13 protein-coding genes are annotated in these 15,509 nt (G+C 44.4%); 2 read left to right on the forward strand and 11 right to left on the reverse strand.

Annotated features, from left to right (window positions below; all coding sequences use genetic code 11):
* Window positions 1-176 precede the first annotated feature (176 nt).
* Entirely contained in the window at window positions 177-1,925 is a 1,749-nt protein-coding gene (locus GC096_RS12610; RefSeq protein WP_171630579.1) for an ABC transporter ATP-binding protein, read from the forward strand.
* A complete protein-coding gene (locus GC096_RS12615) occupies window positions 1,909-3,759 on the forward strand; it encodes an ABC transporter ATP-binding protein (protein WP_171630580.1) in 1,851 nt (616 codons plus the stop codon). Before GC096_RS12610 ends, GC096_RS12615 begins: the two co-directional genes overlap by 17 nt.
* A gap of 210 nt (window positions 3,760-3,969) precedes the next feature.
* Here GC096_RS12615 and GC096_RS12620 read toward each other — a convergent pair whose 3' ends face one another.
* The 11 genes from GC096_RS12620 to GC096_RS12670 all read right to left on the reverse strand — a co-directional run bounded on the left by GC096_RS12620 (window position 3,970) and on the right by GC096_RS12670 (window position 15,393).
* A complete protein-coding gene (locus tag GC096_RS12620) occupies window positions 3,970-4,485 on the reverse strand; it encodes a GNAT family N-acetyltransferase (RefSeq protein WP_171630581.1) in 516 nt (171 codons plus the stop codon).
* A gap of 101 nt (window positions 4,486-4,586) precedes the next feature.
* Entirely contained in the window at window positions 4,587-5,318 is a 732-nt protein-coding gene (locus GC096_RS12625) for a class I SAM-dependent methyltransferase (RefSeq protein ID WP_246302728.1), read from the reverse strand.
* Between the two features lie 30 nt (window positions 5,319-5,348).
* Entirely contained in the window at window positions 5,349-6,269 is a 921-nt protein-coding gene (locus GC096_RS12630; protein ID WP_376769496.1) for an NAD(P)/FAD-dependent oxidoreductase, read from the reverse strand.
* An 82-nt stretch (window positions 6,270-6,351) separates the two neighbouring features.
* Window positions 6,352-6,750 (reverse strand): RrF2 family transcriptional regulator, encoded by a 399-nt coding sequence (locus tag GC096_RS12635; RefSeq protein WP_171630583.1) that lies wholly within the window; start codon window positions 6,748-6,750, stop codon window positions 6,352-6,354.
* 326 nt (window positions 6,751-7,076) lie between these two features.
* Window positions 7,077-8,750, reverse strand: a complete 1,674-nt coding sequence (locus GC096_RS12640; protein ID WP_171630584.1) for an alpha/beta hydrolase family protein — start codon at window positions 8,748-8,750, stop codon at window positions 7,077-7,079.
* Between the two features lie 301 nt (window positions 8,751-9,051).
* A complete protein-coding gene (locus GC096_RS12645) occupies window positions 9,052-9,978 on the reverse strand; it encodes an alpha/beta hydrolase family protein (protein WP_171630585.1) in 927 nt (308 codons plus the stop codon).
* A gap of 273 nt (window positions 9,979-10,251) precedes the next feature.
* The gene (locus GC096_RS12650; RefSeq protein ID WP_171630586.1) at window positions 10,252-10,704 is read right to left on the reverse strand and encodes a hypothetical protein; all 453 of its coding nucleotides are present in this window, start codon (window positions 10,702-10,704) and stop codon (window positions 10,252-10,254) included.
* 24 nt (window positions 10,705-10,728) lie between these two features.
* Window positions 10,729-11,901 (reverse strand): alanyl-tRNA editing protein, encoded by a 1,173-nt coding sequence (locus tag GC096_RS12655; RefSeq protein WP_171630587.1) that lies wholly within the window; start codon window positions 11,899-11,901, stop codon window positions 10,729-10,731.
* Window positions 11,902-11,939: 38 nt separating this feature from the next.
* Window positions 11,940-12,521, reverse strand: a complete 582-nt coding sequence (locus GC096_RS12660; protein WP_171630588.1) for a YdeI/OmpD-associated family protein — start codon at window positions 12,519-12,521, stop codon at window positions 11,940-11,942.
* Window positions 12,522-12,730: 209 nt separating this feature from the next.
* Complete coding sequence (locus GC096_RS12665; RefSeq protein ID WP_171630589.1) at window positions 12,731-13,180, reverse strand: NUDIX hydrolase; 450 nt, start codon at window positions 13,178-13,180, stop codon at window positions 12,731-12,733.
* Window positions 13,181-13,281: 101 nt separating this feature from the next.
* Complete coding sequence (locus tag GC096_RS12670) at window positions 13,282-15,393, reverse strand: glycoside hydrolase family 52 protein (RefSeq protein ID WP_171630590.1); 2,112 nt, start codon at window positions 15,391-15,393, stop codon at window positions 13,282-13,284.
* Window positions 15,394-15,509: the final 116 nt, after the last annotated feature.

The raw sequence follows: 15,509 nt of genomic DNA on the forward strand, positions 1-15,509 counted from the left end.
TATAGCGTACTAGAATTAACTATATTCTATCTAAAATTACCGCATTATACCAATCCTACCTCTGATTTATCATGTGGATATTGGTAACCATGTATTGCACGTGAAATAGCTTCCGTTATAAAATTGCTAGTAACTAAGGATGACTATGGACTGCGGGAAGAGGAGCGTGTGCACCAATGATTTTTATGAAGAAATATATCAGGAAGCACTGGAAATTGTTTCTGGTGGCTGTGTTTTTCGTCATGCTGGAAGCGCTTGCGGATTTAATGCAACCAACCATCATGTCCCACATTCTGGACGTTGGCGTTGCGGAGAAACGGCTTGATTATGTGCTACGCATGGGAGGTTTGATGCTGCTCATCACCGCGTTCGGAGCCGTCGCGGCTTCGACTCGAAATATTGTCGCCAGCCATGTATCGCAGAAATTCGGCACGGAACTTAGAGCGGATCTATTTGAAAAGATACAATCGCTTTCTTTCACCAATATCGAGCGATTCGAACGCGCCTCTTTAATTACACGGTTAACGAATGATGTGACATTGGTACAAAATTTTGTGAATGGTCTCATGCGTATTTTTGTGAAAGCACCTATCTTATGTATTGGTAGTTTAATTATGGCAATAAGGCTGAATATGCATCTGGCTGTTGTCTTACTTATCGTGGTTCCGCTCGTTGGTGTGCTCGTGGCATTGAATTTGAAGGTGGGTTTTGCTAGATACGTTAACGTGCAGAAAGCACTGGACAACGTCAACCGTGTGATAAGAGAATTTTTGTCCGGCATACGTGTCGTGAAAGCATTTAATCGGTTTGATCATGAAGCCGGCAAGTTTCAGCAAGCCAATATCGATTATCAGGACAAGTCGATTCAGGTGACAAGATTGCTCGCGATATTTAACCCCTCCATCCTGCTGACTGTCAATTTTGGAATTGTTGCCGTGCTTTGGCTAGGTGCCTGGCGGGTTAATCAGCATCAGATGCAAGTTGGTCATATCGTAGCGTTCGTCAACTATATGACGCAAATTTTGTTTGCCTTGTTGACGATTTCAATGGTATTTAATATGTTTGTTCGGGCCAAAGCTTCCGCTACTCGGATCGGTGAAGTTTTCAGTCAAATTAATGAAATGACATGGAACGATACCGCTGCCCTGCCTGTTCAGCGTCCTGGTGGCCGAATCGACTTCACGGATGTATCATTTTCTTATGATGGAGCTGTTGGTGAACCTATATTGAAACAGATCAACCTAACATGCCTCCCTGGAGAAACAATCGGTATCATCGGCTCCACGGGATCTGGCAAAAGCAGCCTTGTGAGTCTCGTTCCCCGCTTCTATGACGCGAGTTCCGGCTCAATCCGTGTGGACGGTGTGGATATACGCGAGTTAGAACCTTACAAGCTGCGTGATCGCATTGCCATCGTGCCTCAGAACACCATTCTGTTTAGCGGCACGATTGAAGAGAATTTGCGTTGGGGCCATGAGCATGCTACGCACGAAGAGGTTGAACAAGCCGCGATTATGGCAGAAGCGCATGGCTTCGTTGCAGCATTCCCTGAAGGCTATGAAACGAGGCTGGGGCAAAAAGGTGTGAACTTGTCCGGAGGACAGAAACAGCGGTTATCCATCGCTCGCGCACTTATTCGTAAACCTGACATTCTGATACTCGATGATTGCACAAGTGCATTAGATACTGCAACTGAGACGAAAATCAAACAATCACTTAAGGAATTTGCCGCAGGCGTGACTTGTTTGATTATTGCACAGCGAATTACCTCCGTCATGGATGCGGATAAAATCGTCGTCATGGACGATGGTGAAATCGTAGGCATTGGCACACACGAGATGTTAATGACAAGTTGCCGTATCTACATGGAAATATGTCACTCCCAATTCGGAAAGGAGCTGCCAGATCATGTCAAAACCGAATGATAACTCGCGACAACAAGCACCTGACGTCCCGATGATCACTGGCCCATTGGGTCGTGGCGGACGTGCTCCTAAGGTGAAGCCCAAAAATTTTAAAAATACCATGCGTCGCCTCTGGTCCTATATGGGTACAGAACGAAAGTGGTTGACCATCGTCTTCCTGTTTATTCTAGCAGATGCTGCCCTAACCTTAGCTGGCCCCTATCTCATTGGTGTCGCCGTTGATGCTATGGCCGGAGGCGTAGTTGATTATAACGTTCTCGACGTGGTGATGATTGTTCTGATTGCCACTTACATTGCAGACGGCGGACTTACCTTTATGCAGAGCTGGGTTATGGCTGGACTCGCACAACGAGTCGTGCGGAGACTTCGCCAAACGATGTTTGCGAAGCTTCAGAAGCTGCCCCTTGCTTATTTCGACGGACGCAGCCATGGTGATGTCATGAGCCGACTATCGAACGATATCGACAATGTAAGCAACTCGATCTCGCAAGCAACCACACAGTTGATGACAGGCTCTATTGCTATTGTTGGTTCTTTCATCATGATGCTTATTTTAAGTCCCACGCTAACGCTAGCTACGCTCATTACGGTTCCACTTGTGTTCTTGCTGGCCAAAACAATTACCAAACGTACCAGCGTGCTATTCAAAGAGCAACAGGCACAGCTCGGTAAACTGAACGGTCATATCGAAGAAACGATTTCCGGCCTGCTTGTCGTTAAAGCATTTAATCGTGAACAGAAAGCGATTCAAGAGTTTAACAGCGTAAATGATCGATTGTATGCGGTTGGGTTAAAAGCGCAAATTTGGTCCGGTTTTCTGATGCCTATCCTTGGTGTTATCAATAATATTGGCTTCTCTTCCGTTGCCATCGTCGGCGGTATTTTGGCTGTTAAAGGTCATATTACGGTCGGAGTCATTGCAAGTTTCCTAAGCTATTCGCGCCAATTCGTGAGACCACTCAATGAGATTGCGAACACCTATAATGTGCTACAGTCTGGTGTAGCTGGGGCTGAACGTGCATTTGAAGTGTTAGATGAAGCAGAAGAAGCGGAGGATGAACCAGGAGCCGTAGATTTGGAGAAACCGATTGGTCACGTTACCTTCCAGGACGTCACTTTCGGTTATCGGCCGGATAGACCGATTATTAAAGAGGTTAGCTTCGAGACAGCAGCAGGCAGCAGCCTAGCGCTCGTTGGACCCACAGGAGCAGGTAAAACGACAATCGTGAATCTCGTGACTCGCTTCTATGATGCGACAAGTGGAACGATCTTAATCGACGGTCGGGATATCAAATCCTATACCCGCAGCTCTCTTCGCCGTAGTTTTGGCATTGTGCTGCAGGATACGTATTTATTCTCCGGTACGATTAAGGAAAACATCAAATACGGCAACCCTGAGGCCACAGATGCGGAGGTAATTGCAGCTGCTAAACTGGCAAATGCCGACACTTTCATTAGTCGGTTGCCCAAGCGATACGATACGCCGCTCTCTGAGAATGGCGGGAATTTGAGCCAAGGCCAGCGACAGTTGCTTGCGATAGCTCGCGTTATTCTAGCCGACCCTTCTATTCTTATCCTGGATGAGGCAACGAGCAGCATTGATACGCGGACAGAGCTTCACATTCAGGAAGCACTCCTCTCCATCATGAAGGGGCGCACAAGCTTCATTATTGCTCACCGTCTGAATACGATCCGGAATGCGGATACGATTATGGTTATTGATCAAGGTAAGATCGCCGAGCAAGGCAGTCACAACACATTAATGAGTCAAGAAGGAACATATTCCCGGATGTTTTCTAATCAATTCGCTCCATCTAGCTCTACGTCAGAATGATTAGCATGAAAAGGGAACTAGGATACGCTATTTGCGGATAAATGTGCGAATGGTGCTGCTAAGGGGAACGACAATGCCTTATTTAGCTCTAAAATGCCAAATGTCACGAAAATTAGGCAAATAGCGTATCTACGTTCCTCTTGTATCCAATTTCATCTAATATCGACAAGATAGCGTATCTACGTTCCCTTTGAAACCAGAACCATCACTTTATGCCTCTTCATTCAATCTCCGAACCATCAAATCCTCATCATAATACGTACCGTTATATTTCAGAGCATGATGTTCCACACCATAAACCTTAAACCCAAGAGAGACATACAACTTCTTCGCTGCTTCATTATGTGACATGACCGCTAAGTTGATTTGCTCAACGCCATCACATTCTTTTGCTCTTCGAATAAGTTCAACCATTAGCCTTTTCCCCAAACCTTGTCCTTGCTGATTCAAAGCCACATACATCCCATAAACATTACCTTTATGCGCTGTCTTCAGACTGCTCTCTCTTACAAAAGATACGGAACCAACTAGCGTACCACGATCATCAAATGCACCAAGTACAAACGTATCCTTCTTGGGTTTAATACGATCAGCTACCATTTCCATCGTAAATTGAACTTCTCGTTCATACGTTGATCCAAATGCTTCAGGACTGTTTTGCAGCGCAGTCAATCTTAATTCTTGATACATCCATGCATCATGTTCATCCAGAACTCGAATGTGCAATGATTTCTCCTCCATATCCAATTCTTATTCAGTGAAATGCCAGAGAACACCCGCGGGATCGATCAGATGAATGGCACGCTTTCCATTAGTATGAATTCCAACTACACTTCAGATTCGATGCCTACTCCATTACTTCCTGCTGCATGACAAATCCATCCTCCAAAAAGTCCTGTTACAAAGAACTTCGTAATATTCGTAAAGCCGGATTCTTGCAGTAACCCTTCGATTTGCTTTTCAGGCAAGAATGAAATTTTCATAATACCTGTATTGACCATCTCGTTGACTTTGGAAGGTGCTCTCCCTGCATCCAACCAAAAGCTTCCCCAAACATGTAATCTGTCCTTTAGTTCGGTACTATCACGATCCCCATAGGCACTAACGAGTACAAATGGAGCTCCTGGTTTCAAATGCGAATGAATGGTTCTGAGCAGATCCAGCTTCTCTTGCACATTATCGATGAAGTGAAGAACCAATATGCAACTAGCCGCATCGTATACCGCGGTATCCTCGGGCAAATCGTTAATCGTTCCATGAATCAGTTTCACACGATTGGACAGGCCAAGTTGGTTTGTTTTATGTTGTGCAATCTTAAGCATTTCTTCTGAAATGTCCACTCCCGTGAAAGTCCATTCCGGGTTAGAAGGCCCCCATGCGGAGAGTTCGTTTCCTCCTCCAGCGCCGATGACCAGCACCGAAGCGCCCTCTCCGCTTAATTCAGCTCGGAAATAAGATTGAACCATCCCAAATAATGCGTCATACGTCGGTATCGAGACTCGCGCGTTCGTTTCATACACTTGAGCCATTTCCGAATTCATTGTTACATTATCCTTCAAATGTGACCATCTCCATTCTTTCTTGCCTATTTACTGTAAACTCACTTGATGCCAATTCTCCATCAGCAGTTCACCGTTAATGCTCATGCCAGCTAACGCACCTAAGGAAGCAGCAGCAATAACTTGATACATCTCCGAAGCCGCATCGCCAGCACTATATACACCTGCAACATTTGTTTTACCGAATTGATCTACGACGACCGTTCCCGCTTCCGTCATCGCACAACCTATTGTTTGCGGCAGATCTGATCCGATCACCAGTTTCGGACCAAAGAATATTCCCGTGCAAGGGAGTTGGGTTCCATCAACTAGCTCAACGTGTTGAACCTGGCCCTCCTTCGAAACAATGGAACGAATCGGTGAATCATAGATCGGTACGTTATGTTGCTTTAGTTCCTCTTTTTCAGTATCTGACATCCCGTCAGGTCCGTTCGTACATAACGTGTACCGACTTGTCCAACCGGAGATCATTTTCGCAAGGTGAAGCGCCTTGGCTCCATTCACGATGAGCACAAGTGGCTGATCCCGTAGTTCCCAACCATCACAATACGGACAAACAAAAGCGCTCTTGCCATATACCTCAGTCAAACCATCTATATCCAAGGGAACGTCTTTTTTACCTATGGCAAAAAGCACCTTTTTACCTTGGTACCTCTCCCCTTGAGCTGTCGTGACTTGAAAATCGCCATCGTTTCCTGTTATCGACACTGCTACATCGGACACAAAATCGACGGATGGATATGCGCGAATCTGTTCAATGGCAATCCGCCGAAACTCGCTTGGCTCAATACCATCACGTGTAAGGAAACCATGTGATTCGCGAGTAACCCTGTTACGAGGTCGCTGCTCATCAATCACTAGCACATTCTTTCTTGCTCTTCCTAGTACTAATGCTGCATTCAGACCTGCAGGGCCTCCACCAATAATTACACAATCATAATTCATACTCATATTCATCTTCCTCTCGCTCGTTTTTATTAGAGACTTAATAGACTCTTAATATCTATAATAGGTCTTAAAAAAAGGACGGATCTTATTCCGTCTTTGCGGGCTTAACCAAATCCGCTATTTTCTTACTAGCCAAATATTGCTCCAACTGTTGTTCAGCATCCATCACAACTTGTTGAATCTGACATTCACTCCCATGATTGAAACTGCATTCAAACAGTGAAGCAATTCCTTCAATGGCACGAATGATATCGAGAAACGAGATGTCCTGCTGATTATGCTTGACGCGATAGCCACCATTAGCGCCAGGTGAAGACTGAATCAAACCAGCTTTGACAAGCTTCGTCATCAACTTGGATAGATAAGTCTGAGAAACGTTTAGCTTCTCAGCAAGCATTTGCACACCAACAGGCTTGTCAGGCCCGGAGTTAACCAGATATAGCATCGCATGAAGGGCATAGTCGGTCGCCTGTGAATATTTCATATAACATGCCTCCATTAAAGACTTTATGAGTCTATAATAGCGTTAATTCGATTGCGTATCAAGTTTTTCTTTTTGGCAATGTGATGATGAATAATGCGAGAAAAGATTTGGGAGAAGCGAAGGAGCTTATGCAGTTGCAATAGCGCTTCAATATTTAAACGCCAATATCTCATAAGCATTAGCGTATAGCTCTGCCATAAGCGTATCTAAATGCTAAGGCTGCCGAATTACTGGCAGCCGCTGACTTGATGAATAATTAACAGAGGGTCCATATTATTGAATCCGGGTGGTTTATTTGTTAGTTCTTCATTTACTTTTCTGCAACCTTATTTGTTTTTAACCCAATTGACGATGTCATTGATGACTTCGGACGGGATGTTACCCTGCTTGAGGTACTCCTGAGGCGTGCTCATGGCTCCCTCTCCTTCAGTATAGAAGTGATTGAGTTTTGGGTACAGGCGATAAGTAACGTCTTTCCGATCTTTCAAGTTGTTCTTCCAGATATCAAGCTGTTCCGGCATGACTTGATAATCGCGCCCTCCCTGTAGGACGAGCATTTTTCCTGTCTGAGTTTTCGCCTTTTCAGCGGGCTCATAGCCGCGTAGGTCCATAAACCAATATCCGAGTGAATATTCTTTCGGAGGGTTGGCCGTGGACAAGTTAGGGTCCTTCAAGATGGCAAACTGCCCTTTATAAAAGTCCAACGATTGGGGAGGCATCTGTTTCAGATCTACGAGATAAGAAAATTGCTTCTCCAATAAGTCGAAAAAGGAGCCGCCTGGCGCAGACATTAGCACAGTTCCTGCAATTTGCTTATCTATATCCGCTTCCACAAGACGCGGCATCATGAAACCTCCTTGGCTGTGCCCGAGTACATATATCTGTTTCGGATCGATGCCTTCGGTGTTGCTCATTTGATTGACGGCGGTAAGCGCATCGTCGAGCGCTTCTTCTTTCATCGTCATATTTGGCAAAAGACTGAGCTGCGCCGGATATTCAAGGCTTCGTTTTTCGTAACGCAGAACGGCAATACCTTGTGAAGCCAGGCCTACTGCTAGATCGCTGAACGGCTTCAGCGCACCAAGCCACTCGTCGCGGTCATTCGGCCCCGATCCGTGTACGAGCACAACTAAAGGATGTGGACCGTTTCCTGTCGGCAGCGTCAGTGTGCCAGGTAAAGCCCAGCGACCTTCACCGATCATCACTTCCTTTTCGTTATATGTTTCCGAATTCGCATAACTCGGCAGTTTATAACCTTCTAGCTTCATTGCTGCGGAAGAATCGAGCAAAAAGTCATCGATCTCTCCTCCATGATTAAATCTGAGGACGAAAGGTATTTCGCTTTTTTCAAAAGTGAGTGTGAGCCTCACATTTTCGTGTACAATGGTTTTGTCGGACGTGAGTTTGGCTACACCTTTATAACTTCCAAGTTGACTTGTTACGTTTCCGAAAAATTGTTTGATACTCTCCGCCGTAGCAACTGACCCCAGATTGGCGCTAAAAAACTGCGTCGAACTGTTTGTCGATGAGCCCAAAGCGGAGGCAATAAAAGCTGTCGCTTTGCCTGTGAGATCCGTTTTGTCAAAGATGATGGCTTGGGCTTGGTCATCCCAACCGATTGTGGTACCGAGTGCTTCATTGAGAGCACGAAGAGGAAAATTAGTGCGTTCTTCTACGAGCTGCGCCGCCGACTGCAATGTAATCGCCTTGCCGTCGATTACGGCTTCATTGCTCCCTATTTTCAAGGATAATGCATGTCCGAGATACTTGACGCTTACAGACGAGCTGGTTTCGTCCCACAACACTTCTCCACCGAGCTTTTCGACAACTGCACGTAAGGGTACGATTTGCGCTGAACGGTCAGCAGCAATTTGGACATGTGAAGCCGGAGTAACCACCAGCGTCTTATTTGACGCAGCACTTGAGATGGTCGGGAGACTGACGGTTAAGGCCAGCATAGCCGAGATCACTTTTAAGGGGATTGTAGAATTCGTTTTCAAAAGTATGTGCCTCCAAAATGAGAAATTTTCACAATAAATAGGGTCGGATAAGGCTTTTAATGCATCGTTCTTGTTGTTCACCTCATTATTATTTTATATTTAGATGATTTCCTAATAATCTAAATATATCATTGTGATTAACATTATTCAAGTTGCAAAATGACTACATATATGCAACTTTCCTGCTTCCTATTTTGGCAAGTACTTAGATGATCCTTTACCGGGTAACCGCTTTAGACTGTCGAAATACTAAATACCGATGTTTATTCAGAGTTAAAGTTTTTTACAGGGTTGTCGCGGTCTAAACCGACAATATCCACTGAGCAATATCTTTTACAACAGCAGAGTCCACTGTTTGCGGGATATAATATTCTTGCCAAATATCTTTCAGTGTCCCGTATATCGCTATCATGAATAGATGGTTCAAGCCGGGATACAGCTTGAAAGAAGCAGATGGATTGTCTTTTAACATCTCGCGGAATAGGTCAAAATCTTTTTCGACCGACACCTGCACATCTTGTTCGCCCTGTATCACGAAAATCGGTTTTTTACTTTGATAGAAATAATCACGAACAGGATGCTGCTTCATCTCTTTAAGATACCAGCCATAAACAGAAGCAAATAACGGGGTTTGCTGCGCCATCTCTTCTGTCATGTTATCGATGGCGTCGAACTTATCCTGTAGTTCTTTGACCTGCTTTAAGGCGATTTCTTTCTGAGCTTCTTCAAGCTGGTTAATGGAGTCTTCGTTTTGATTGAGGATCACTTCTTCAAGCGTTCGAGCTGTTCCGGCTAAGAGTACAAGCCCTGTTAGATCGCCGCCTTCGGCGTCGATTCGGGGAGCAAGCATCCCGCCTTGGCTGTGTCCAATCAAAAATACACGGTTTGCATCAACGCGAGGGTCTTTTTTCAGCATATGGATTGCCATAATAGCGTCCTCGATTATTTCTTCCTTTATGCTAAGTTTGCCGCCAAGTTCTGTTATGACTTCTTTGCCATGGGTATTCGTGCGTTTATCATAACGCAACGAGCCAATTCCTTTACTCGCAAGTCCCTCTGCCAAATCTCGAAATAATTTATTGGCACCGATGGTTTCGTCTTTGTCTAAGGGTCCTGAGCCATGAACGAATACCACTGCCGGAACTTTTTCTTTGGAGTCATACGGCAATGTTAAAATTCCTTCGAGTGGATAGGCAGGGTTTGCCACGACCGTAACTTGTTCTATCATTTTTTAACCTCCTCTACGAATTCACATTCCAATTGCCCTGTTATTCTCACTATATCCTTACTTACACAATTGAGAATTGACATATTTCGGAAGTGGACTGCCCGTTACTTCAATGGACAACGGCAGCCCAGTGTGTGCCGGTTGCCGTAATATCGTGATTAAAACTATAGTACCCGTTTGTTCAGTCCCTTTAATTAGCTTTTGCATTGATATTAAATGCGTTATCAAGATATCTCCTTATGTGACAAATTTATAAATCAATTTTAGATTGATCTATCGAACCTCTATAACAAAGAAATACATGGAACTTCCTTTCCTCCAATTTGCGGAAATCCCGTATATGTACACGCCTTTCTCTTTGGGTACCGTCAATATTTGATTCTTTAGTTGGACAATTTCAGATGTCCCTTCATTATTTGTCCATAACTGCACACCCAATGAATTTTTCTTAGGTTTGATTCTAAATTTGATCGTTATTTGGGATTCTGGTGAGACCACAACGGGATTAAGACCTGCATATTTAGTCAGCTCATGGGGAGCAGGCATATCTGAGCACACTCCGCTAAATAAACCAGACCAACAATTTGAACCTTGCGCGAAAGCAATTTTTTTACCGCCTGCCGTAATCGTCGGTTTAGGTGGTTCGGATCTAAAGAGTTCAGAAATAAAATAAAACCCAATTAATACTACAGCTGCTACGAAAAAAATGGTTAATCGTTTCTTCATAGAACACCCTCCAAACGATCTTCCTTAATTTCCTCTCAATTGCGCTTCCGCATATGAATAGAAGGCCATAGCATCTTCTCCACTGGAGAATCCAGCTTGCGCCAATTTATCGCTGCCGCCGCCTTTGCCGTTGTAGCTTCCTAAATGAGTTTTGAAGAAAGCTCCGCAAGCTTGTGCATATTGGCCACTGTGTGCAAATACGACTTTGTTCTCAGAAGAACTTATGAACAAGATTGGAAGATCAGACTTCGAAATAATCTTAGTTGCTAAACTCTGCATATCCTTCAATGATTTATCAGTGAACTGATGTGCAATAACATTCTGACTTTCCACCAATAACTCCTGCACCAAGTACTCATCTAGTTTCTCTTTAAGCTCTGTTAACTCTGTGTGAACAAGTTTGTGCTCATGCTCCCACTTCTCAATGCGATCTATGATTTCATCTTTGCCCGTATTAAATTTGCCCGACAAGGACCCAAGAATCCTGACATTTTCGTTAAATTCAGTCAACGCGCGAGAACCACAAAGGAAATGAATCCGAGTGTTCCCTTTTTGCTTCTCCGTTTTCAAAAGCTTAATCATCCCAATCGCGCCAGTGGACGCAACATGTGTGCCTCCGCATGCGTTATACTCCACACCATTGATTTCAACAATGCGAATATCCTTCGTCACCTTTGGCTGCTTGACAAGCGGCAGCTGCGCTAGCTCCTCAGGTGTTACGAAATAGCTGCTAATCGAGCGATTCTCGTAAATCTTACGATTCACTTCCGTCTCAATCGCCGCTAACTTACTGGGTTCAAGTTCAAGGGTCTCCACATCGATCGTGCAGTAATCCGTCCCCAGATGAAAACTCACCGTGTTAGCGTCAAAAAGATCTCGGCATACGGCAGAAAGTAAATGCTGACCACTATGTTGCTGCATATGATCGAATCTAAGCTGCCAGTCCAGCTTACAATTCACTTGTGTTCCTTCTGGCATGTTCTCCAGCTTATGTAGGACCACTTCATCCTCCAGAATCACGTCCAGAACAGCTATCCCGTTGATTTCACCAGCATCACAGGGTTGTCCACCGCCATGCGGATAAAACGCTGTCTCCTCCAAGAGGACATAATTACCATCTTCTCTTTCGATCTTCTGGCTGATCGCAGTTTGCCATTCTTTCATATACGCATCTTCATAATAAAGTTTTTTCGTCATGATGTTGGTTTTCCTCTCTGTTCATCTATTTCAAAGTCCTAAGGATAAATCTTCTCCCCATTTTCAAGCATCAAAATAAACTCCTGAATCCGCTTCACACGGGTTTCTTGCTTCTTGGCTGTATGAATCCGGAACGTAATCGCATATTTATTTTGCCGATCCAGCGTATCATAGAAGGCCTTCGCCTCGCTATTCTTCTCCAATTGCAAAGCAAAATCCTCGGGGATTGTTGCATGACTTTGCGGTTCATAAGCTTTCTCCCACTGCCCATTCTTCTTCGCAGCTTCGATCGCCTTCATGCCGGAAGGTTTCATTCGTCCATTTGCAATTAGCATCTCTGCCTTATCTTTATTCACTTTGGACCAAATACTTCTGACTCCGCGAGGCGTAAATCGTTGAAGCCAGCTCTGCTCGTCCGCTTTTTCTTTCTGGCTATCAATCCACCCATAGCATAACGCGCTCTCTAGTGCTTGATCGTAGGAAACCGTTTGGATTCGAGCACCTTTCTTTGCGATTTGCAATCGGATGCCAGATGAAGTGTTATGATTTATCGCAAGCCACTGTTCAAAAGCAAGTTGATCTTCAAAATGCAGTTGTGGCAATTCGTTTTTCGTATTCAAATGTTTTGCCTCCTAAGTTTTTCTTTTCATAAAAATGCCACACAGATAGACGCCAACAAAGTAAATTGGAAAAAGAATGAGCCCTAATCCCGTAATCACTAAAATTTGGAACATTTTATTCTCATCTACATCGCTATATTTGTTAAAACCATAGAACATCCAAATCAACCAAATGGTCACCAACACATAACCAAATCTATACGCTTTCATTATACAGTCATCTCATCCTCTTCACCTAGGAATCCCAAGATTTCAAGCGCCATTCTCAAAATCCCACGATTATTCTCGTAGCCATTCAAATTGTGTTCGGCCCAAACATCCGACGCGCCATGCCACTTGACTCCCCGAATTTCCTCCGTTTGAGCTTTGAGATCATCGCTGAGCGCTTCGACTAAATAATAGTGTGTTTCCTTCTCAACATGTCCATGTTCCGTGTGTTCGAACTGATAATAATTGATAATCAGTGGCTGAATAATTTTCCCATCAATATTCGTTTCCTCTTTGATTTCCCGAAGCGCCGCTTGCTCAATCGTCTCCCCAGCCTCCATGCGACCTTTCGCAAAAGCCAGTTTCCGATAGCGATCCTCGATGAGTAAAATGTGAAAATCATTGCCAATTTGTCGGTAAACGACACCGCCTGCAGATATTTCTTTTTTCATAAGCTCAATACCTCCAATCAAACGAAGCTCACCCTTTCTATTTTACAAATAGTACCAACAAAAAAGCAACCAAAGCGAAGGCTTCAGTTGCTCGAATGGGATTATTTCTTTTCTTGCAGCCATAAAATGCTCGTAACTCCGCGTGGGTAGTACTTACTGCCTGTAATCTCACCGGAAATGATTTGATCACTCCAGCTCCAAATGGACAAGGTTGGGTGCGTCAACCATGCAACATGGGCTGCATCCGCGGCAGCTCCCGTTTCATCCCAAGCTAGATCTAAGATTTCACGTGCGACGAATTGGCACAAATAAATTTTGCTTAACCAGGAGTTATTACTTGTCGAGGAAAGCTTCCATCCACCATCCGTGAACAGGCAAGTACCTTCAACAAGGACTACATCCAAATGTTTTTTCAATGCTTCGATATAAAAGCCGTAACGCCCCTTCACGTCAAGCGCAGACTTATTGCCTGTAAAGTAAGGGAATACCAAGCCTTCGATCGCTGGAATGATTTTGGAATCATTGCCTTCACCAACAACTGCTGGTATGTACCCTTCTTCCGTGACGAAAGACGTTACCGTTTGTGCACATTTTAGAGCCTGCTCACTTGCGATCAGAGCTAGATTTTCTCTGCCATTTTGAGCAAAAATAGTTTCCATCGCCACGTATGCCGCCCAACATTTGCCTGCCATATAAATATTGTTACGCGATTGTCCCAACGAGACATCTAAACTATCATACGTCGTGATTTCTGCTCCACCCATCGTGCGCGTGCTGTCTAACGACATGATCCCATTGCGCAGTTCTGGATTCGGATGATCGCGATGGAGCATACTCGTTAAACATTTTTCGAAAATGGTAAGATTCGCTTGCAGCCATGCTTGATCATCGGTATGCGCTACATAGGTTGCTCCGCATAAAGTCCAATTCACCAATTGCTCATGTGTCATATGGGAGAAACAGTCATCCAAACCATAAAGCTCATAAGCCGAGTAGCCTGGACGAGAAAGTGTATTCGCAACTCCCATATCATGCGTAAATGAAATCCCTCCCGGGTATTCCGTAGGATCGCCTGGGAAACTAACCATGTCTTCATAACTATACCGTTTTACGAACATATCCAGTTCATTACGTACCGTCCAAGGATTCACGGCTAATTCATAAAATAACTGATCAACGGTCAAATCGAACGTGTTCATCATCCGGTATTCGCCTTCATTGACGATCCAGAATGGCTCATCATCCATATCTAGAAGCTGTGTATTTCCGTTATAGCTACGAATCGCATGCGCAAGCATGAACTTCTGATCATCCGACAAGCGTGAATTAGCGATGTTATCGTCTGAGCTTTGAGCTAATGCCGTTAGCTTATCGAAGTTGCCCAAAGCGTACTCAGCAACGGCTTCAATATTGTGGAATAAACGTGCGTACGTATAGGATGCATCACGACCTGCTGTAACAATGCCTCCGCGATGGAAGCAAATGGCGAATTCATACGTGCGTTTCTCCCCCGCAGGGGTGTCAGCGAATAAAGCACCAACAGTACCGAGTCCGAAGGTCAAGTTCTCTACCATTTTCATTTTCAAAATATCTTCGATACTAAAATAGAGACCTGAACGCACTTCAGGATCTTTGGATACAATGGCTGTAATCCGGCCTTGACCTATTCCCGCGGCACCCTCCATCGTATCATCCAACCTACGCATCGCACTGTATGGATCTGTTCCTTGATACCCGAAGAAAACTCTTCTAGATGAGGTTCCATGGGTATTGTCTACGGTAATCTTCGCAAGAACAGCTGGGACGAGCGCTAAACGCAACTCCTCATCACTTGCTGTTGCCGGATCCGGTACAGACTGAACGGGAGAAATCAGACTGAATGTCAAATCACCAGCTTTCCACGTATCTGTGCTGACATAGAAATCTCGTTGAATCTCATCCTGTGCAAAAGGGAATACCGTTTTCTTTTTATTCGGCTTTGGATCCGGATTTTCAATATCATAGCGAAGGCTTTCGTCCTCACTCACGTATTCGAAGAATGGTAATGCATCATAAGTGCCGCCTTGCTTAGTTTCTAGTCCAATATATATATTTTGCTTTGGCGGACGTGCTTGCTCGAGATCGAAGCCCCCGCTTTTGCCTGGAAATCCAAGAGTAAAACTTGCAAATGCGCCGATTGGCGAATGGTGTGCATTGAAAAATTGATTTTTCATATCAGGATGATGCTCCTCTCAGTCATTTGCCCTTATTATACAATGATCGAAACCCTGAACCCATGGGCAATACGTTCATACATTTGGACAAAAGAAACATTTGATTCCATCCTATT

This window comes from Paenibacillus plantarum (assembly GCF_013141695.1).
In the GTDB taxonomy this organism is placed as follows: domain Bacteria; phylum Bacillota; class Bacilli; order Paenibacillales; family NBRC-103111; genus Paenibacillus_E; species Paenibacillus_E plantarum.

Excerpts from the sequence above, each read along its gene's own strand:
- GC096_RS12670 (WP_171630590.1), bottom strand. The coding sequence starts at position 15,393 with ATGAAAAATCAATTTTTCAATGCACACCATTCGCCAATCGGCGCATTT.
- GC096_RS12650 (WP_171630586.1), bottom strand. The coding sequence starts at position 10,704 with ATGAAGAAACGATTAACCATTTTTTTCGTAGCAGCTGTAGTATTAATT.
- GC096_RS12655 (WP_171630587.1), bottom strand. The coding sequence starts at position 11,901 with ATGACGAAAAAACTTTATTATGAAGATGCGTATATGAAAGAATGGCAA.
- GC096_RS12610 (WP_171630579.1), top strand. The coding sequence starts at position 177 with ATGATTTTTATGAAGAAATATATCAGGAAGCACTGGAAATTGTTTCTG.
- GC096_RS12635 (WP_171630583.1), bottom strand. The coding sequence starts at position 6,750 with ATGAAATATTCACAGGCGACCGACTATGCCCTTCATGCGATGCTATAT.
- GC096_RS12630 (WP_376769496.1), bottom strand. The coding sequence starts at position 6,269 with ATGAGTATGAATTATGATTGTGTAATTATTGGTGGAGGCCCTGCAGGT.
- GC096_RS12665 (WP_171630589.1), bottom strand. The coding sequence starts at position 13,180 with ATGAAAAAAGAAATATCTGCAGGCGGTGTCGTTTACCGACAAATTGGC.
- GC096_RS12645 (WP_171630585.1), bottom strand. The coding sequence starts at position 9,978 with ATGATAGAACAAGTTACGGTCGTGGCAAACCCTGCCTATCCACTCGAA.
- GC096_RS12615 (WP_171630580.1), top strand. The coding sequence starts at position 1,909 with ATGTCAAAACCGAATGATAACTCGCGACAACAAGCACCTGACGTCCCG.